The sequence below is a fragment of the Actinocorallia herbida genome (genome assembly GCF_003751225.1).
GTDB classification, from domain to species: Bacteria; Actinomycetota; Actinomycetes; order Streptosporangiales; family Streptosporangiaceae; genus Actinocorallia; species Actinocorallia herbida.
Window position 1 is genome coordinate 4,277,712 of record NZ_RJKE01000001.1, and the last position, 16,948, is coordinate 4,294,659.

16 protein-coding genes are annotated in these 16,948 nt (G+C 73.9%); 6 read left to right on the forward strand and 10 right to left on the reverse strand.

Features of this window, described 5'->3' with window-relative positions; translation table 11 throughout:
* Positions 1-36 precede the first annotated feature (36 nt).
* Both EDD29_RS19775 and EDD29_RS19780 read right to left on the reverse strand, forming a co-directional pair.
* On the reverse strand, positions 37-321 hold the full coding sequence (locus tag EDD29_RS19775; RefSeq protein ID WP_123665837.1) for a hypothetical protein: 285 nt from the start codon (positions 319-321) through the stop codon (positions 37-39).
* A 500-nt stretch (positions 322-821) separates the two neighbouring features.
* Positions 822-1,445, reverse strand: a complete 624-nt coding sequence (locus EDD29_RS19780; protein WP_123665838.1) for a TetR/AcrR family transcriptional regulator — start codon at positions 1,443-1,445, stop codon at positions 822-824.
* A 96-nt stretch (positions 1,446-1,541) separates the two neighbouring features.
* On the opposite strand from EDD29_RS19780, the gene EDD29_RS19785 reads away from it, so the two are divergent.
* The 5 genes from EDD29_RS19785 (at position 1,542) to EDD29_RS46985 (ending at position 4,694) form a co-directional block, all read left to right on the forward strand.
* Positions 1,542-2,744 carry an MFS transporter gene (locus EDD29_RS19785; RefSeq protein ID WP_123665839.1) on the forward strand — a complete coding sequence of 401 codons (1,203 nt, stop codon included), beginning with the start codon at positions 1,542-1,544 and terminating at the stop codon, positions 2,742-2,744.
* A 304-nt stretch (positions 2,745-3,048) separates the two neighbouring features.
* Positions 3,049-3,564 carry a hypothetical protein gene (locus EDD29_RS19790; RefSeq protein WP_148086024.1) on the forward strand — a complete coding sequence of 172 codons (516 nt, stop codon included), beginning with the start codon at positions 3,049-3,051 and terminating at the stop codon, positions 3,562-3,564.
* 50 nt (positions 3,565-3,614) lie between these two features.
* Positions 3,615-3,962: a hypothetical protein gene (locus EDD29_RS19795; protein WP_123665841.1), complete on the forward strand. Its 348-nt coding sequence runs from the start codon at positions 3,615-3,617 to the stop codon at positions 3,960-3,962.
* Between the two features lie 31 nt (positions 3,963-3,993).
* On the forward strand, positions 3,994-4,482 hold the full coding sequence (locus tag EDD29_RS45520; protein ID WP_170201474.1) for a recombinase family protein: 489 nt from the start codon (positions 3,994-3,996) through the stop codon (positions 4,480-4,482).
* Positions 4,479-4,694 carry a helix-turn-helix domain-containing protein gene (locus EDD29_RS46985; protein WP_170201475.1) on the forward strand — a complete coding sequence of 72 codons (216 nt, stop codon included), beginning with the start codon at positions 4,479-4,481 and terminating at the stop codon, positions 4,692-4,694. Before EDD29_RS45520 ends, EDD29_RS46985 begins: the two co-directional genes overlap by 4 nt.
* A 181-nt stretch (positions 4,695-4,875) precedes the next feature.
* Here the strand turns inward: EDD29_RS46985 and EDD29_RS19805 are convergent, their stop codons facing one another.
* The 5 genes from EDD29_RS19805 to EDD29_RS19825 form a co-directional block, all read right to left on the reverse strand.
* Entirely contained in the window at positions 4,876-6,435 is a 1,560-nt protein-coding gene (locus EDD29_RS19805) for a serine/threonine-protein kinase (protein WP_123665842.1), read from the reverse strand.
* Entirely contained in the window at positions 6,428-7,711 is a 1,284-nt protein-coding gene (locus EDD29_RS19810; protein WP_123665843.1) for a protein kinase family protein, read from the reverse strand. The genes EDD29_RS19805 and EDD29_RS19810 overlap by 8 nt, the downstream gene beginning before the upstream one ends.
* Positions 7,708-9,165 carry a serine/threonine-protein kinase gene (locus EDD29_RS19815; RefSeq protein ID WP_123665844.1) on the reverse strand — a complete coding sequence of 486 codons (1,458 nt, stop codon included), beginning with the start codon at positions 9,163-9,165 and terminating at the stop codon, positions 7,708-7,710. Before EDD29_RS19815 ends, EDD29_RS19810 begins: the two co-directional genes overlap by 4 nt.
* Before the next feature lie 3 nt (positions 9,166-9,168).
* On the reverse strand, positions 9,169-10,803 hold the full coding sequence (locus EDD29_RS19820) for a serine/threonine-protein kinase (RefSeq protein ID WP_170201476.1): 1,635 nt from the start codon (positions 10,801-10,803) through the stop codon (positions 9,169-9,171).
* 125 nt (positions 10,804-10,928) lie between these two features.
* Positions 10,929-12,992, reverse strand: a complete 2,064-nt coding sequence (locus EDD29_RS19825) for an ATP-binding protein (protein ID WP_123665846.1) — start codon at positions 12,990-12,992, stop codon at positions 10,929-10,931.
* Positions 12,993-13,184: 192 nt separating this feature from the next.
* Here EDD29_RS19825 and EDD29_RS19830 point away from each other — a divergent pair, with 192 nt between their 5' ends.
* Positions 13,185-13,868, forward strand: a complete 684-nt coding sequence (locus EDD29_RS19830) for a SpoIIE family protein phosphatase (RefSeq protein ID WP_148086025.1) — start codon at positions 13,185-13,187, stop codon at positions 13,866-13,868.
* Positions 13,869-13,926: 58 nt separating this feature from the next.
* On the opposite strand, the gene EDD29_RS19835 is transcribed toward EDD29_RS19830, so the two are convergent.
* The 3 genes from EDD29_RS19835 to EDD29_RS19845 are packed head-to-tail and all read right to left on the reverse strand — an operon-like array spanning position 13,927 to position 16,834.
* Positions 13,927-14,742 (reverse strand): DUF1295 domain-containing protein, encoded by an 816-nt coding sequence (locus EDD29_RS19835; RefSeq protein ID WP_246052865.1) that lies wholly within the window; start codon positions 14,740-14,742, stop codon positions 13,927-13,929.
* Positions 14,739-15,629, reverse strand: coding sequence for an SDR family NAD(P)-dependent oxidoreductase (locus EDD29_RS19840; RefSeq protein ID WP_123665848.1), 891 nt, complete (start codon positions 15,627-15,629; stop codon positions 14,739-14,741). Before EDD29_RS19840 ends, EDD29_RS19835 begins: the two co-directional genes overlap by 4 nt.
* Entirely contained in the window at positions 15,626-16,834 is a 1,209-nt protein-coding gene (locus tag EDD29_RS19845; protein ID WP_123665849.1) for an acetyl-CoA C-acyltransferase, read from the reverse strand. The genes EDD29_RS19840 and EDD29_RS19845 overlap by 4 nt, the downstream gene beginning before the upstream one ends.
* Positions 16,835-16,948: the final 114 nt, after the last annotated feature.

Below are 16,948 nucleotides of genomic sequence, written 5' to 3' on the forward strand. Positions count from 1 at the left end.
TGCCCGGGGTGCGGGGCCGTGGTGGTGCGGGTGGTGCTAGTCGGGCAGGCGGTCCAGGAGCCAGGTGGCGGCTCGTTCGGTGATCTGGGTGTGGAAGTGGTTGTCGGTGGCGCACAGGAAGTCGTCGAGCTCGGACTGCTCGGGGTCGAGTGCTTCGATGTCGGTGTGCAGGTCGGCTTCGGTGATGTCGCGGATGGCCACGGCGCTGCCCGTCGGGACGAAGCAGTGCTGGGCGATCGGGTTGTCGGCGCCGACGCCCAGGCCGTGCTCGGCGTCGATGGCGTTGAGGGCGTCGGCGAGGATCTTGAAGCCGGGCAGCATGCCGCCGGGCGCGCCGTCGACGGGTGGGACGCCGGGGGCCTGGACTTCAGTGCGGGCCTGGGCGGCAATCGGACGGGAGCGGGCCGCGTCAGTGAGCGCGACCGGCCGCGACCCGGAGCAAAGACGCGCGGGAACTGCGCGTTGAGCGCTGGCCGCCTCCTGCCGTAGGGCCCTCCACTCGGGTCGGTGCGACGAGCCCCAAAGTAGCGCTATGTGATGTTTCTGGATCGGAACGTAACGGTCAAGGGCGGGTGATAGCGCCTGGTAGTGGATTTGTTACGGATGAACTTTCTCTTGGATCTCTGGTGTGGTTCGGGAGGAAGGGCCTGCGGTGCGGCGTGAGTGGAAGTCCGGAAGACCTGATCGAGTGCTGGACGCTGGATGAGGCGGTGGCGTTCGCGGACTACCGGTGGTCGGGCAGCACGATTGGTCGGCCGTTTGAGACCGCGATCGATCCTTGACACCTCGACGCCGATTCCTCGTCCCTGCGGTGGCGGGCGTCAGGCGGGGGCGGGCAGGAGGGCGGTGAGGGTCGCGGTGATGGTGGTGGTGAGCAGGACGGGGTCGTGGCCGGCCCGTTCGCGGACGCGCAGGCCGAGGACCGTGGTGAACAGGAGTTCGGCGGTGGTGTCGGGGTCGGTGGCGGGGGTGAGTTCGCCGCGGGTTCGGGCGGCGTGCAGGAGATCGCACAGGGCCTGGCGAGTGACGTCGAAGGCGGCTTCGGTGCGGGCTGTGACGTCGGGGTCGGTGGCGCCGAGTTCGGTGGCGGTGTTGACGATGAAGCAGCCCTTGCGGGGGCCGTCGGCGGAAGCGCCGGAGCCGTCGTCGGCGGGGACCGGGCAGGTGACGAGCCAGAGCAGCCAGTCGCGCAGGGTGTCGCGGACGGGATCGTCGATGCGGTCGAGGAGGGCGCGGGCCTGGGCGGACTCGGTGGCGCGGTAGTGGTCGAGGGCGCGCAGGAAGAGCGTGTGCTTGTCGGTGAAGGTGCGGTAGAGGCTGCTGGGCGTGAGGTCGAGTGCCGCGCCGAGGTCGCGGACGGAGGTGGCGTGGTAGCCGTGCCGCCAGAACAGGTCGGTCGCCTGGACGACGGCGTCGTGTTCGTCGAACTGCCGGGGTCGGGCCATGTCCGTCACTCTAGCCGAGTTGTGGAGCGTTCGTTCCCGTACTAGGGTCCCTCGACATACGGGAGCGATCGCTCCCAAATAGTGAGGGGGTGGACGGTGACGACTGCGGAACAGGACGCCGCCGAGACCGTCGGCGGCCCGGGGCCGGAGCGAACCCGGTGGGCGGCGGTCGCGGCGGTGGCGTTCGGCACGTTCCTTGTGGTGACCGCCGAACAGTTGCCGATCGGGCTGCTGACGGCGGTCGGGTCGGAGCTGTCGGTGTCGGAGGGCACGGCCGGGCTGATGGTGACCGTGCCGAGCCTGGTCGCGGCCGTCGCGGCTCCGCTGGTGCCGGTGCTGGTCGGGTCGCTGGACCGGCGGGTGCTGCTGCTCGCCCTGCTGGCGCTGATGACCGCGGCGAACGTGGGGACGGCGCTCGCACCGGGGTTCGCGGTGCTGGTGGCCTCGCGGGTGCTGGTGGGTGTGGCGGTCGGCGGGTTCTGGGCGGTGGCCGGCGGCCTCGCCGTCCGGCTGGCGGTCCCGGCACACGTGCCGCGCGCGACTGCCGTCGTCTTCGGCGGGGTCGGCGCGGCGAACGTGTTCGGGGTGCCGATCGGCACGCTGCTGGGCGAGTTCACCGGCTGGCGGATCGCGTTCACGGCGCTGAGCGCGCTGGCGCTGGCGGTGCTGGTGGCCCTGCTCGCGGTGCTGCCGCCGCTGGCGGCCGCCCGGCCGGTGCGGCCGGCGCTGCTCGCCGCGCAAATGCGCAACCCGGCCGTCCGGGTCGGGATCCTCGCGACCTTCCTGCTAGTGACGGGCCACTTCGCCGCCTACACGTTCGTGGCCCCGGCGCTGCGCGACCTGTCGGGGATCGACGCGCGCCTGGTCGGACCGCTGCTGTTCGGGTTCGGCGTGGCGGGCATGGCCGGCAACTTCGCGGCGGGGGCGGCGCTGGCGCGGCGCGCGCACCGCACGGTCCTGGTGATCGCCATCGCGCTGGCGGCGGTGCTGCCGCTGTTCCCGCTGCTGGGCCGGAGTCCGGTCGGCGGGATCGTCCTGCTGCTGGTCTGGGGTCTGGCCTACGGCGGGGTGTCGGTGGGCCTGCAGACCTGGATGATCAGGGTCGCGCCGCGGGCCGTCGAGGCGGCCTCGGCGCTGTGGGTGTCGGTGTTCAACCTGTCGATCGGGCTCGGCGCGCTGGTCGGCGGCCTTGTCGTGGACGCGGTGTCGGCGCGCGGGGTGCTGTGGCTGGGCGGGGCGTGCTGCCTGGCCGCGGCCCTGGCCGTCTGGACGGCCCGCGCCGATCAGCGGCTGGGCTGACCGGCGCGGGGTGGTGCGCTGGGCGGGCCGGGCGGCCCGCCCAGCGCGGGTCAGACGGCCAGGGGGACGTCGTAGGCGCCGGGGCGGAGGCCGGGTGCGCTGCCCGAGCCGTCATCGCCGTCGCGTAGAGCTACTTTGGGGCTCGTCTCACCGACCCGAGTGGAGGGCCCGTAGGGCGGCCGCAGGCCCTCCTCGGGGCTGCAGGGCGCGCGACCCGGGTCGGAACCCAGGGGCCGGTGAACCGGATCGGTGTGGCGGGCGCGGCACGGGGCAAGGCGTTGCCGAAAGTGTCTGCACTCACACTTTGAGCAATGTCGTGTTCTGGCCCGGCGGAGGGCGCAGGCGCGCGGCGGAGGGGAGATCGCGCAATGACCCTGAGGCATCCCGCATCGAGGGCGGGCCGTCCGGCGAGGCGGACGTCGCCGACTTCGTTGCGTCGCCGGAGGCTCTGGAGCGGGCCAGGCGGGCTCACGACGAGCTGGCGATGCGGGGAGAGGAGATCAGGTTCGAGAGCAAGTGGTGGGGGTTCAAGCTCGTCTGCAATCAGGCCGCGATCGACACGATCGGGTCGTTGCGCGGCCTGATCGCGGACGTGGTCGGCGCGTTCCTGCCGTCCGGCCTGGCGCAGGCGATCAGCCTGGTGGTCACCGCGCATCTGTGGATCAAGTCCGTCTCCAAGGGGCGCGGCTGCACGCTGGTGTCGCCGTGGATCTCGCCCACCATGCTCATCCCGGTCGCCACTGGCGCGCCGGCCGAGGACACCAGCCTGTGGTTCACCGTCTTCGAGTCCGGCAGCGGCTGGGGCGAGGACGAGATGTAGCCCCCCCACGGCAGCGCCGCCAACCCCGCGCTGGCCGTCTACAACGGCAAGTGGTCTTCAAGGGCAACGCCGACGCCGACATCTGGTGGCGCTCCACCGCGGACGGCAGCACGTGGACCCGGCCCCAGGCCATCCCCCGCCACGGCACCGCGGCGGGCCCCGCGCTGGCGGTGTTCAACGACCGGCTGTACTGCGTCACCCGCGGCGACAAGGACGCCGACCTGTGGTGGACCGCCTTCAACGGCACCAGCTGGAGCGCCGACACGCGCCTGCCCAACCACACCAGCGCAGCAGGCCCCGCGCTGGCGGCGCGCGCGGTCAGCCACCCCGGCGGCACCGGGCCCGACGCGCCGTTCGACGTCACCTTCGTCCTCCTGCTGCCCGGCCGGACCTCATGACCCCGGTTCCCGACGACGAGGTGGCCGTGCCGTGGGCGCCGCCCGGCCCCGGCGGGGCCTCCTGCTCGCCGAGCCCGCCGGCCTGTCCGGCGCGCTCATCGGGTACGCGCGGGTCTCCACCAAGGACCAGCGCCTGGACCGGCAGCTCATCGCGCTGAACGCCGTCGGCTGCCAGCGGATCTTCGCCGACAAGAAGTCCGGCAAGAACGCCGAGCGCGAGGAACTCTGGAAGGCCTTGGACTACATGCGGCCCGGCGACACCCTCGTCGTCCCCTCCCTGGACCGGCTCGCCCGCTCCCTCCAGGACCTCATCGCCCTCGTCTCCGGCCTGCGCGGACGCGGAATCGGCTTCCGCTCGCTGAAGGAAGCCCTCGACACCACCACGCCCGGAGAGCGCCTGGTCTTCCACGTCTTCGCCGCCCCGGCCGAGTTCATCCGCGAGCTCATCATCGAGGGCACCAACGAGGGCCTGGCCGCCGCCCGCGCCCGCGGCGTGAAACTCGGCGGCCTCCCGCGATGACGCCCGAGCAGATCCGGCACGCCAAAGCGCTGCTCACCCAGCCCGACGCGACCATCGCCTCCATCGCCCGCCTCCTGAACGTCTCCCGCTCCACCATCTACAAGTACATCCCCGAACTGAAGGACGACGGCGGCCGCCAAGCCCTCCAAGCCGCACCCTCCCGGCCGGAACTCCAAGCCGCACCCGGCGAGGGCCCGACAGCCGCCCTCTGACCTGTACCAACACCGCCCCGAACGACAAACGAAAAGTCACGCTAACGAGCCCGAACCAGCCCGCTTAGCGGGACTTTTCGTTCCGATGTTCGTCGAGCCCCGATACCACGACATCCGGCCGCGACATCCCCGTCCTCCGGCTCGTCCCGGCCGCCTCCGCCTGATCCGGGCGGGCCCGGGGTCAGGGGGTGAGGTTGTCCAGGGCGTGGCGGGCGGCCTGGAGGGCGGTGTCACGGATGCTCTCGGCGAGGGTGGAGGGGCCGGAGCGGGTGAGCTGGAGGAGGAGCGGGCCGGAGCGGGCGTGGACGGTGGTGGTGGCGGTGTCGCCGAAGGAGCCGGTGGAGGTCTCGGACTGGGCGAAGGCCTCGTCACCGACGCCGGGGAGGTCCTGCGGCCGAGTGGTGACGACCTTGATGGCGGGCTCGGAGGAGGTGCCCGCCTCGCCCGCGGCCTGGCGCTTGCGGAGGGCGTAGGTGTCCTTCGCGACCTGTTCCGCGGACTTGCCGTTCTGCTCGGGCAGCACCCGGAACGTGATCTCCAGCTTGTCGTCGGCGTCGCCCCACGTGCAGGTGGTGGCGTTGGCCGCCGTGCCTTCGGGGTCGCCGATGAGGGTGCGGGCCTGGTCCTCGGTGAGCAGGGCGCACGGTTCGGGGGCCGCGTCCGGGTCGGCGGGCGCCGGGGTGCCGCCCGCGGCGGGCGGGGCCGAAGACGGGCCTCCGCCGGTCGGCGGCCGGTCTCCGTCGCCGCCTCGCAGGACGAAGAACGCTCCGGCGGCGACGGCGACCATGACGACGGCGGCGACCCCTGCGCCCACCGCCAGCAGCGCGCCCGCCCCGGAGCGGCCCGCAGACGGCCCGGCCATGGGGACGGTGGGCGGGAACCCCGGGGGCGCGGCCTGCGGCGGGGAGAACGCCATCGGGGCCGGGACGACGCCCGCCGCGCCTTCGAGGGTCCGGCGGATCTCGGCGGGGGCGGGCCGCCGGTGCGGGTCGCGGTGCAGCATCGCCAGCAGCAGCGGCCCGAGCGGCCCGGCGAGCCGAGGCGTCTCGGCGTCCTCGGTGAGGACGGCGCCGATCATCGCGAGGGCGTTGGGCCGCTCGTACGGGCGACGGCCTTCGACCGCCGTGTAGAGGGTCGCGCCGAGCGACCACAGGTCGGACGCGAGCCCGTTGACGGGTCCGTCCCCGAGTCGTTCGGGCGCCATGTAGCCGGGCGAGCCGACGATGCCCTGTTCGGCCGCCGCGCCCGGATCGCCGGCGACGGTGGCGATGCCGAAGTCGGTGAGGATGGCCCGGTCGCCCGACAGGAGCACGTTCGCGGGTTTGACGTCGCGGTGGGCGATGCCACGCGAGTGGGCCAGGAGGAGCGCGTCCAGGAGCTGCAGCCCGATCTCGGCGACGCGGCGCGGCGGCAGCGGCCCCTGCCGGGTCCTGACCGCCTCCAGGGACGGCCCGTCGATGAGGTCCATGACGATCCACGGGCGGCCGTCCTGCCGCAGCACGTCGTGCACGGTGATGATGGACGGGTGGGGCAGCGCGGCCGCGGCGCGGGCCTCGCTGAGGAGGCGTTCGCAGAACTCGGCGTGCTTGGCGGCGTCCAGGCCCTCGGGCGGCCTGACCTCCTTGACGGCGACGACCCGGCCGAGGAACTCGTCGCGGGCCCGCCACACGTCGCCCATGCCGCCGCTGCCGAGTTTGCTCTCCAGCCGGTAGCGTCCGGCGATCGGGGGGCGGTCATGCACGTCTGAGCTCCTCGGCGATCCAGTAGGCGCCGCGGATGGCGGCTTGGCGCAGGGCGGCGCTGGCGGGGCCGGAGCGGGTGAACTCCACGGTGACGACCGCGTTGGCCTGCCGGAACACGACCTCGGTCATGAAGCGGTCCCCCGAGCCCGACAGGTTCATCAGGGTCTCCTTGACGAAGCCGTCGTCGCCGGGGCCGCCGAGTTCGATGACCTCCCCGCCGCCGTAGGAGGCCATCCGGCGTTCGCTCTTCAGGCTGTCGCCCGGGTTGTTGACGAGCGCGACCTTCACGTCGAGGGAGAGGCTGAGCGTGCCGGGCAGGTCGCCGAGCCCGGTGGCGGTCCGCCAGTTGCAGGTGCCCGCCATGTAGTTCATGGGCTCGTCGGTGCCGGGGACGAGCTGCGCGATCTGCTCGTCGGTGAGCAGCTTGCAGGCGTCGGGGACCGCGGTGAGTCTCGGCGACGTCGTCGTGCTCTTGGCCACCGGGTCCGGGGAGGCGAACGCGACGGTGACGGGCACGGTCACCGCGAGGAGCGCGAGCGCGGCCGCGCCCAGCAGCGCCGGGTGGATCCGCAGGGGGCCGCGGTCCCGGGCCGAGGGCACCAGCCGGCGCAGCCCCGCGGCCAGCGCGGGTGCGGTGGCGCGCCCCGCCGGGTCGGGGTGCAGGGCGGGCTGGACCGCCGCGGCGAGGCGGGGCGCGCGCACTGCGGGGAGCGGCTGGCCGTAGCGCAGCGCGTCGGGGCCCGCGAACGGCGGACGGCCCTCGGCCGCCGCGCACAGCGTCGCGGCGAGCCCCCACAGGTCCGAGGCGGGCGTCCGGTCGGGTTCCGGCGGGGTGAAGGCGGGCGACGGGCGGGCGGTGCCGAATCCGGTGAGCGCGAACCTGCCGTCGGCGCACCGCACGACGGTGCCGGGCTCGACGCCGCCGTGCACGATGCCGAGCGCGTGCGCGTGGGCGAGCGCGTCGAGCAGGTCGAGGCCGAGCGCCGCGGCGACGGGCTGCGGCAGGAGGCCCGCGGTGTACAGGGTGGTCCCGTCGGCGGGTTCGGTGACGGCCCAGGCGGCACCCTCGTCGTCGGTGACGACGTCGTGCACGGTGACGACGCCGCGGTGCTTGAGCGCGGTCGCGGCGCGGGCGGCGGCCAGCGTGTCGGCGGGGACGCGCCGGACGGTGACGTCGCGGTGCAGGAGCTCGTCGGCGGCGTGCCAGGCGCTGCCCTCGGCATCGAGGGGGCGCAGCGGCCGGTAGCGTCCGGCCAGGGGGGCGTGGGGCGTCATCCGCTCTTCTCCAGTGCTGCCGCGACCCAGCCCGCGGCCTTCTCGGCGCAGGCCGCGAGGTCGGTGGTGAGCTGCTGCTGCGGCCCGGTCTCGGCGTTCTGTTCGCAGGTCACCCGCGCGGCGATGTTGCTCACGACGAACACGAGCCGGGTGGACTGGTCCTTGAGGCTCTCCCGGTACACGTCGTAGGCGATCGCCTGGTCGCCGATGCCGGTCAGCTCGCGCACCGGGGACACGGTGCCGCTGCTCAGCGCTTCACTCGGCGCGTCCGCGCGCTCTCCGGTGATGAATTCGCGGGCGGTGGCGGGGCCGCCGCCGAGCGGTCCGGGCCGCAGCACGTACAACTCGGTCGTCACTCCGAGGTCCTTGTCGAAGTCGCCGTCGGAGAGCCGGCAGTAGGTGCCCGCCTCGCGGTCGCTGCCTCCGCCGGTCTCGCTGCGGGAGAACTCCGGCACGAGTTCCTCGGACTGCTCGTCGGTCAGGAGGCCGCAGGCGCGGGGCGCGGCGGCGTACCGGCCGGGGTCGGCGTCGGCGGCGTCGGGTGACGGCGCGACGGCGGGGGCGGGCGGGGAGGTGAGCAGGGCGGTGGCGATCGTGGTGGCCGCCGCGACCGAGACGACCAGGCAGGCGGCGGCCGCCGCCAGGATCGGGGGGCGGACGGGCACGCGCGGCCCGCGCGGGGCGGGCGTGGCGAGCCGGTCCAGGGTCGCGGACACCTCGGGCGGGCGCTTGGCGGGGTCCTTGGCCAGGAGGTCGAGCAGGACGGGCGCGAGGTCTCCGGCCCGTTCGGGCGGGCGGGGTTCGGCGGCCAGGACGGCGCTGAGCACCGACATGGGGTCGTCGCCGGGGAAGGCGGAGGTCCCTTCGACGGCGAGGTAGACGGTCGCGCCGAGTGACCACAGGTCGGCGGCGGGGGCGGGCTTGGCCGTCTGCTCGGGGGCGGTGTAGCCGGGGGTGCCGACGAGGGAGGCGTCGTGGGCGCGGGTGGTGGCGCCGCAGCCGAAGCCGGTGAGGACGCCTCGCCCGTCGGCGGTCACCCACACGTGGTCGGGCTGGACGTCGCCGTGCACGATCCCGACGAGGTGGGCGCGGTCCAGGGCCCCGGCGAGGTCGGCGGCGATGCGGGCGGCGGCCTGCGGCGGGAGCGGCCCGGTCTGGGCGAGCAGGTCGCTCAGGGGGCGTCCGGCGATGGTCGGGCCGATGATCCACGGGTCGCCGTCGTGCACGACGGCGTCCAGGACGGGGTGGGCGGCCGGGTGCCGGACGCGGGCCGCGGCGGCGGCGTCGCGCAGGACGTCCTGGGCGAGGGTCTCGCGCAGCCGTTCGCTCAGTTCCGGTGGGAGCGGCACGTGCCGGGCGAACACCGCGGCGCCCGTGCTCTCGTCGTAGGCGAGGTGCAGGCGCGGTCCGAGCGGCTGCTGGAGGACGTACCGTCCGCCGATCCTGGTGTGCACGCCTCAGCCCCTGTCGAGCGCCGCGACGACCCAGCGGGCCGTCGTCAGCGCGTTCTCGCGGATCTTCGCGGGTTTGGTCTTGTTCGTGACGTCGGCGTAGGTGACCTCGAAGATGAGGTTGCTGACGCGGAAAACCACGTCGGTCATCTGCGCGCCGAGCCGTCCGTAGGTGTCGGTGGTGTGCGCCTCGTCGCCGAGGTCGTCGATCTTCTTGGCCTTGGTGCCGGGCCCGGAGGTGATGGACTCCCCGCCGATGCCGTCGTAATGCCAGATGATCTTGTCCGAGCCGTCGGCGGCGCGCAGGGAGCCGAGGTAGGCGTCGTGGGCCTGCGCGGGGGTCCGGCCCGTCCACGGGTCGGGGTTGTCGTAGTCCTTCTTGACCTCGACGCTGACACCGGCGCCCGGCGCGTCCCAGGAGCAGGCCGGGGCGTCGGTGTCGCCGGACGCGACGCCTTCGGCCTTCTTGTAGCGCGGGACGACCTTCCGTATCTGTTCCGCGGTGATCAGCCCGCACAGGTCGATCGGCACGGTGAACCGGGCGGCCTCCTCCGTCGGGGTCACCGCGGGGGCGGGCGGGGAGGTGACGGTCGCCGTGGGGGCGGCGGTCACGGCGGCGGCGGGCTCCCGGTCGTCGGTCGCGACGACCACGAGGGCGGCGGCGACCAGCGCGGCGGTCGCCACGACGCCGCCGGCCAGCAGCACCTGGCCCGCCCGGGAGCGGCGGGGCAGCGCGCCGGGGAGGGTGGGCGGCGGCCCCGCGGGTGCGGCGGGCGCGGCCGGGGCCGGCAGGTCGGGCAGCGCGATGTCGCCGGACGGCTGCCCCGTCGCGACCCGTTCCAGGACGGCCCGTACCACCTCGGCGGTGGGCCGGGCGCGGGGGTCGCGGCCGAGCAGCCGCAGCAGGACGGGCCCCAGCTCCCCAGCGCGCGTCGGCGGGACGGGGTCGGCGGTGAGCACCGCGGCCAGGACGGCCATGTGACCGGCGCCGGGGAACGGGTGGTGGCCCTCGACGGCGCGGTAGAGCGTCGCGGCCAGCGACCACAGGTCCGAGGACGGCCCGGGGCGCTCCCCGCGCAGCCGTTCGGGGGCGATGTGGCCGGGTGAGCCGACGAGCATCCCGGACCGGGTGATGGTGGCCTGGCCTTCGACGGTGGCGATGCCGAAGTCGGTGACGACGGCGCGCCCGTCGGAGGTGAGGAAGATGTTGCCGGGCTTGATGTCGCGGTGCAGGATGCCGACGGCGTGCGCGGCCTCCAGCGCGCCCAGGACGTCGAGGCCGACGCGGGCGGCGTGCTCGGGGGTGAGGGCGCCGCGGTCGGCGAGCACCCGGTCGAGGGTGGCGCCGTCCAGGAGCTGCATGATGATCCACGGTCGGCCGTCGTCGAGGAACGCGTCGTGCACGACCACGACCCCGGGGTGGCGGAGCCGCGCCGTGGCCTGCGCCTCCCGGACGGCCCGCTCGGCGGCCTCGGCCCGCACGGTCGCGTCGAGGTCGGGCGCGATCTTCAGTTCCTTGACGGCGACGTCGCGGCCGAGGGTCTCGTCCGTGGCCCGCCACACCGTGCCCATGCCCCCGCTGCCGAGGACCTCGAGCAGGAGGTAACGGTCGGCCAGCCTTGTCCCGATCTCTCCTGGCATGCGAGGCATCTTAGGACAAGATCACTGGGGAGATCACGGAGATGGCCCGTCCCGTCACCCGAGATCCCGTTTCCGGTCCTCCCCACCGGCGTCGGGATCTCGGGGTGCGGACGGCCGCCGGGCCGTCAGACCGTGGGCAGGGCGGGCGTCAGGGGGGTGTCCAGGCCGGACAGGAACGCCTTCTCGTAGTCGGCGTCGCCGATGGCGGCGCGGATCTGCTGTTCGCAGGCCTGGCGGGCGGCGGCGAGTTCGGGCGAGCCGAACTGGGCGGTGCCGAAGGTGGCGCGCCAGGCCTGCTCGCCGGTGCCCAGGACCGTCGCGGCCTGCTCGCTCTCGCCCAGCCCCGCGAGCGCGAGGGCGAGGGAGTCCAGGACCAGGGCCATGCCCCAGTAGTCGCCGAGCCGCCGGTTGGCCTCCAGCGCCTGGCGGGCGTGGTCGACCGCGGTCGGCAGGTCGCCGGTGCCGAGCGCGGCCAGCGCCCAGATGTAGTCGCCCCAGGACCGGTACTTGAACTCGCCGCGCCGCTCCCCTTCGGCCCGGATCCAGCGGGCGAGCGCGACCGCCTCCGCGTAGTCGCCGCGGACGATGTGGATGTAGGACACGCACGCCTGGACCATCAGCGCGGTCGCCTCCCGCATCCCCTCGGCCTCGTGCGCTCCGCCGGCCTCGGGCAGCGTGTCGAACGGCGCGACGATCCGCATCGCCAGGTCGGCGTCGCCGCGGATGGACCACGCGGTGCCGCGCAGGTAGGCCGAGGCGCGCGCGGACACCCCGGTCGGCGGCTTGTCCTCGCCGACGGCGGCGGAGGTGCAGATCTCGACGGCGCCGTTGCACGCCTCGACGTCGCCCTGGGCCAGGACGACGAGCCCGTAGGCCCAGGACGCGCGCATCCGGTGGTAGCCGGGGGTCGCGTCGTGGGCGAGCGCGCGCTCGAAGTAGTGCCGGCCTTCGCGCTGGTGGCCGCAGCAGTACCAGAAGAACCACAGCGCGCCGAGCAGTTCCAGGACCGCGTCGCCGGGCTCGGTGAAGCAGGTCTCCAGCGCGACCTGGAGGTCGGCGAAGTCCTGGGCGAAGCGCTGCGCGAGGTCGGCCTGGCCGGCGGTGAACCACAGGCCGAACGCGTGCCGGGCGGCGGCGCGGTAGTGGTCGCGGTGGCCGAGCCGCAGGGCGCGGTCCTCGCCGAGTTCGCGCAGCCAGTGCGCGCCGAACTCGGCGATGGTGTCGAGCAGGGCGTACCTGCCGTCGCGGGTCTTGACCAGGGACTTGTCGACGAGCTGGGCGAGCGTGCCGCGCACGTCCTCGGGGGTCAGGGGGCCGCCCGAGCACACGTCCTGGGCGGTGGCGGAGGTGAAGGACCCGGCGAAGACCGACAGGCGCGCCCACAGCAGCCGTTCCTCCGGCGTGCACAGCTCGTGGCTCCAGCCGATGGCCGTCCACAGCGTCGCGTGGTGCGCCGGGGCGCCTCCGCCGCGCTTGCGCTCGGTCTCCAGGGCGAACCTGTCCTGGATGCGGGCGCCCAGGTCGGCGACGGGCAGTTCCGCGACGAGCGCGGCGGCGAGCTCGACCGCGAGCGGGATGCCGTCCAGGTGCGCGCAGACCCCGGCGACGATCGGGCGGGTGGCCTCGGTGAGCGCGAAGCCGGGGGCGACGGCGGCGGCGCGTTCGGCGAACAGCTGGACGGCCTCCCGGTCGGCGGCCAGGGGCGTGAGGTCGATGCGGGACTCGCCCCGGACGCCGAGCGGCTGCCGGCTCGTGGCGATGATCTTGACGCCGGGCGCGACGCCCAGCAGCAGCATGATCATCATGGCGCAGGACTCCAGCAGGTGCTCGCACCCGTCCAGGACGAGCAGGCACCGGGCCCCGGCGAGCCGGTCGGCGAGGACCTCGGCCATCGGCCGCGTGGTCTGGTCCTGCAGCCGCATCTCCCGGCAGATGAGGTGCGGCAGCAGGGTGCCGTCGCGCAGCTGCGACAGGCGCACCACCCACACCCCGTCGGGGAAGTCGGGCGCCGCCGTGACCGCGGCCTCCAGCGCCGTCCTGGTCTTGCCGACGCCGCCGACCCCGGTCAGCGTGACCAGCCGTTCGGTGCGCAGGACCCGTTCGATCGCGACGAGTTCGGCGTCCCTGCCCACGAAACTCGACAGATCGGTGGAGATGTTGCCGCGGCGCGGGTGCGTTTCCCTGGTCATGCGTTCTCCGCTCACTGGGGGGATGGTGACGTCGAGGAATTGCGACGATACTCCCCGCAATGCCGACTTGTTCGCTCTTTGAGTCCACCGCCTCACGGACCGCTAATATGAACACTCGGCTTGGTCACGAGAGGCTGGGCATTGGAATCGTTCGACGCACAGGTGACGTCCGCGTATTGCGGATCGGTCAGGGTGGAAAGGAGACGTGCCTCCAATGGCGCCGGCACGGGCGGGACCCGGTGCGAGGTCATCCATTCGCCCTTCGGGGTGCGCGCGGCGGCCGTGCGCGCGGTCGGTCCCGATCGCGGCGCCCTCCTGCACGAGGTGCTGCGCGGCTTCCGGGAACTGGCGATGCACGAGACCTCGGTCGCGGGCATCGCGTTCCGCATCGACGGCTTCCTGGCCGACCGCGAAGAGGAGTACGCGACCGCGGTGCTCGTCGAGTTCGGCAAGCACGGCCTGGACGCCGAGGTGACCTGCTGCGGGCACGCCCCGCCCGTCGTCGTCCGCGACGCCGGCGGCGCCGACCCCTACGCGCTGCCCGCCGCGCTGCCGCTGGGTCTCCAGGCACTGGACGACGACGGCTGGTACACCACCACGTGGGTGCCGCTCAGCTCGGGCGACGGCCTCCTCCTGCACACCGGCGGAGTGCGCGCGGCACAACGGCCGTTCCCCTATCTGACCCGCATTCCCCGGCTCGCGAACGGCGATCCCGCGGTGTTCGTGGAAAGGCTCGCCGGGGAACTCGCCGGCCATTCCGAGGACGACCTCGAACTGCTCCTCCTGCTGCCCGAAACGCCGGTGTCCCAGGTGCGGCGGCCCCAGCCGCGCGTGCCGACCCTCGGCCCCGGCTGGTCTGACTTCTCCGCTTTCTGAGACCGAAGACCGGTTCCCCGCGGGGCGGGGAACCGGTCTTCGGTGCGGAAACGCGGGGTCAGGCCGCGGGCTTGGGGCGGCGCGGCGGCCGGGGGAAGAAGCCGCTGGTCCGCGCGAGGTAGTCGGTGTACTCCTGGCCGCGGCGACGCGCCATCTGACGCTCCAGGAGCGCCTTGCCGCTGCGGTTGACCAGCAGGTGGGTCATGAACGCCGGGCCGATGACGGTGAGCAGGCCGGTCCAGTGGGAGCAGGCGACGAGGAACAGCCCCCACCAGACGACGGAGTCGCCGAAGTAGTTCGGGTGCCGGGTCCAGCCCCACAGTCCCCGGTCCATCACCTTGCCCTGGTTGGCGGGGTCGGCCTTGAACCGGGCGAGCTGCCGGTCGCCGACGCTCTCGAACAGGAACCCGACCGCGAACACCGCGACGCCGAGCCAGGTGAGCACGCCGAGCGAGGCGTTCTGGTACATCGCCACCTGGACGGGCAGCGACACCATCCACATGATCCAGCCCTGCGCGAAGTAGATGTGCCGCAGCACGAACGGCACGACCGGGCCCTTGTTGCGGCGCAGGAGCGCGGCGTAGCGCGGGTCCTCTCCCTTGCCGTGGTTGCGGCGGAAGATGTAGGCGCCGAGCCGCAGCCCCCACAGGGCGGTGAGGGCCAGGACGAGCACGCGCCGCCCGGTGACGCCCTCGCCCTGCACGCCCGACAGGGCGAACGAGGTGAGCGCGATGACGACGAACCCGAGCCCCCACACCACGTCGACGACGCTGTGGGTGCGGGTGCGCAGGGCGTAGGCCATGGTGAGGCCCATGGCGACGGCGACGGCGAGGGCCGTCCCGGCGAGGTTGACCAGCAGGGGGATGAGGTTCACGGGGTGCTCAGCTCTCGGGCGAAGTCCTGGAAGGCGTCCTGGGCGTGGACGTAGGAGTGGGCGGGGCCGGAGCGGCTGAGCTCCAGCAGTGCGGCCAGGCCCGCCCCGTCGAGCGGCCCGTCGTGGCGGACGGTGCCGTACTCGACGGCGTCGGCGACGCGCAGCCCTCCGGCGGCGGCGACGATGACCTGCCCGTTGACGGTCGAGGCCGGGTCGCACAGGGCGGCGACGAGGGGCGCGACGGCGGCGGCGTCCATGAGGCCGCGGTGGTCGGGGTCCATGCCCCGGTCGGTCATCTGGGTGAGCGCGTACGGCAGGAGCACGTTGGTGAACACCCCTCGCGGGGCGCCTTCGACGGCGATGGTCCTACCGAGCGCGATGACGGCGCCCTTGCTGGCGGCGTACGCCGACACGGTGGGCTCGCCGTGCAGGCCCGCGGTGGAGGCGACGAGCACGATCCTGCCGTGTCCGCGCTCGCGCATGACCGCGGCGCAGGCGGCGGCGATCTGGGAGGTGCCGAGCACGTTCGTGCGCAGGACCGCGGCGAAGTCCTCGGGCGGCGACTTGTGGAACATGGCGGGGCCGGAGACGGCGGCGCTGGTGACGCAGCCGTCGAGGCGGCCCCAGGTGTCGAGGGCGAGCTTGACGAGGTTCTGCGCGGTGGCGGGGTCGGCGACGTCGCCGTGTTCGGCGACGGCCTCGCCACCGAGCGCCCTGATCTCGGCGACGACATGGTCGGCGGGGCCGAGTCCCTGGTCGTCGACGATCCGGTTGCGGTTGTTGACGACGAGGCGGGCGCCCCGCTCGGCGAGGTGGAGGGCGAAGGCACGGCCGAGGCCCCGTCCGCCGCCGCTGATGACGATGACCTGTCCGTCGAGGCCGCTCATGCGGGGATCCTTTCGATGAGGACCGCGACGCCCAGGCCCGCGGCTCCGGAGACCGCGGCGACGCCGTAGCGGCCTTCGCGGCGTTCCAGTTCGGCGAGGCACCCGCCGACCATGATCGCGCCGGTGGCGCCGAAGGCGTGGCCCATCGCGATGGTCCCGCCGTTGGGGTTGAGCCGGTCGGGGCCGACGCCGAGGTCGCGCCGGAGCTTCAGGCACAGGGCGGAGAAGGCTTCGGCGAACTCGTAGACGTCGATGTCGTCGGGGGCGAGCCCGGCGCGGGCGATGACGGCCTCGACGGCCTGCTGCCCGGCCGTCAGCATGATCACGGGGTCGGTGGCGGCGGTCGCGGAGGCGACGATCCGGGCGCGGGGCCGCAGCCCCGCGGCCTTGGCGGCGTCGGCGTCGCCGAGCAGGAGCAGGGCGGCGCCGTCGGCGAGCGCGGGTGAGGTGCCGACGGTGTGCAGGTGCCGGATCTCGCCCGCTTCGGGGTGGGCGGCGAGCGCGATCGCGTCCTGGCCCTGGGCGCCGAGTTCGGTGAAGGCGGGCGGGAACTTGGCGAGGCCCTCGGGGGTGGTGCCGGGCCTGATCAGTTCGTCGCGGGCGAAGACGGTGCCGTCGTCCAGGGCGATGGGCACGATGGCGCCGTCGTGGTGGCCGGCGTCCCAGCCCGCGGCGGCCTTGCGCTGGGTCTCCGCGCCGTAGGCGTCGAGTTCCTCGCGGGTCAGGCCGGCGAGGGTGGCGTTGAGGTCGGCGGCGATGCCCATGTGGACCGAGCCGACGGCCTGGATGGTGGCCGGGTCGTTCCACAAAGGTCCGCGGTCGCTGAACATCGCGACGCGCGAGACGCTCTCGACGCCGCCGGCGACGGCGAGGTTCAGGTCACCGCCGCGGATGCGGCCCGCGGTCTGCGCGACGGCGTCGATGCCGGAGGCGCAGAACCGGTTGAGCACTCCGCCGGGGACGCCGTGGCCCCATCCGGCGAGCAGGGTCGCGGTGCGGGCGAGGTTGGCGCCCTGCTCGTCGACCTGGGACGCCGAGCCGACGACCACGTCCTGGACGCGCGATGTGTCGAGGTCGGTGCGCTCGGCGAGCGCCTTCTGGAGCCGGACGACGAGGTCGACCGGTCCGATGCCGTGCAGGGACCCGCGCGGTGATCCTTTCCCGCGGGCGGTCCGCACGTAGTCCAATACGAGGGCCTCGGCCATGCGGCCTCTCCTCTCCTCCTCGGTTACTCTTTTAAATGTAGTGAGATCCACCGGTCGGGACAAGGCCCGGTTTCGCGGAGACTTCGGCTCTGTACTGGGCTCCCGCAGCGAGTA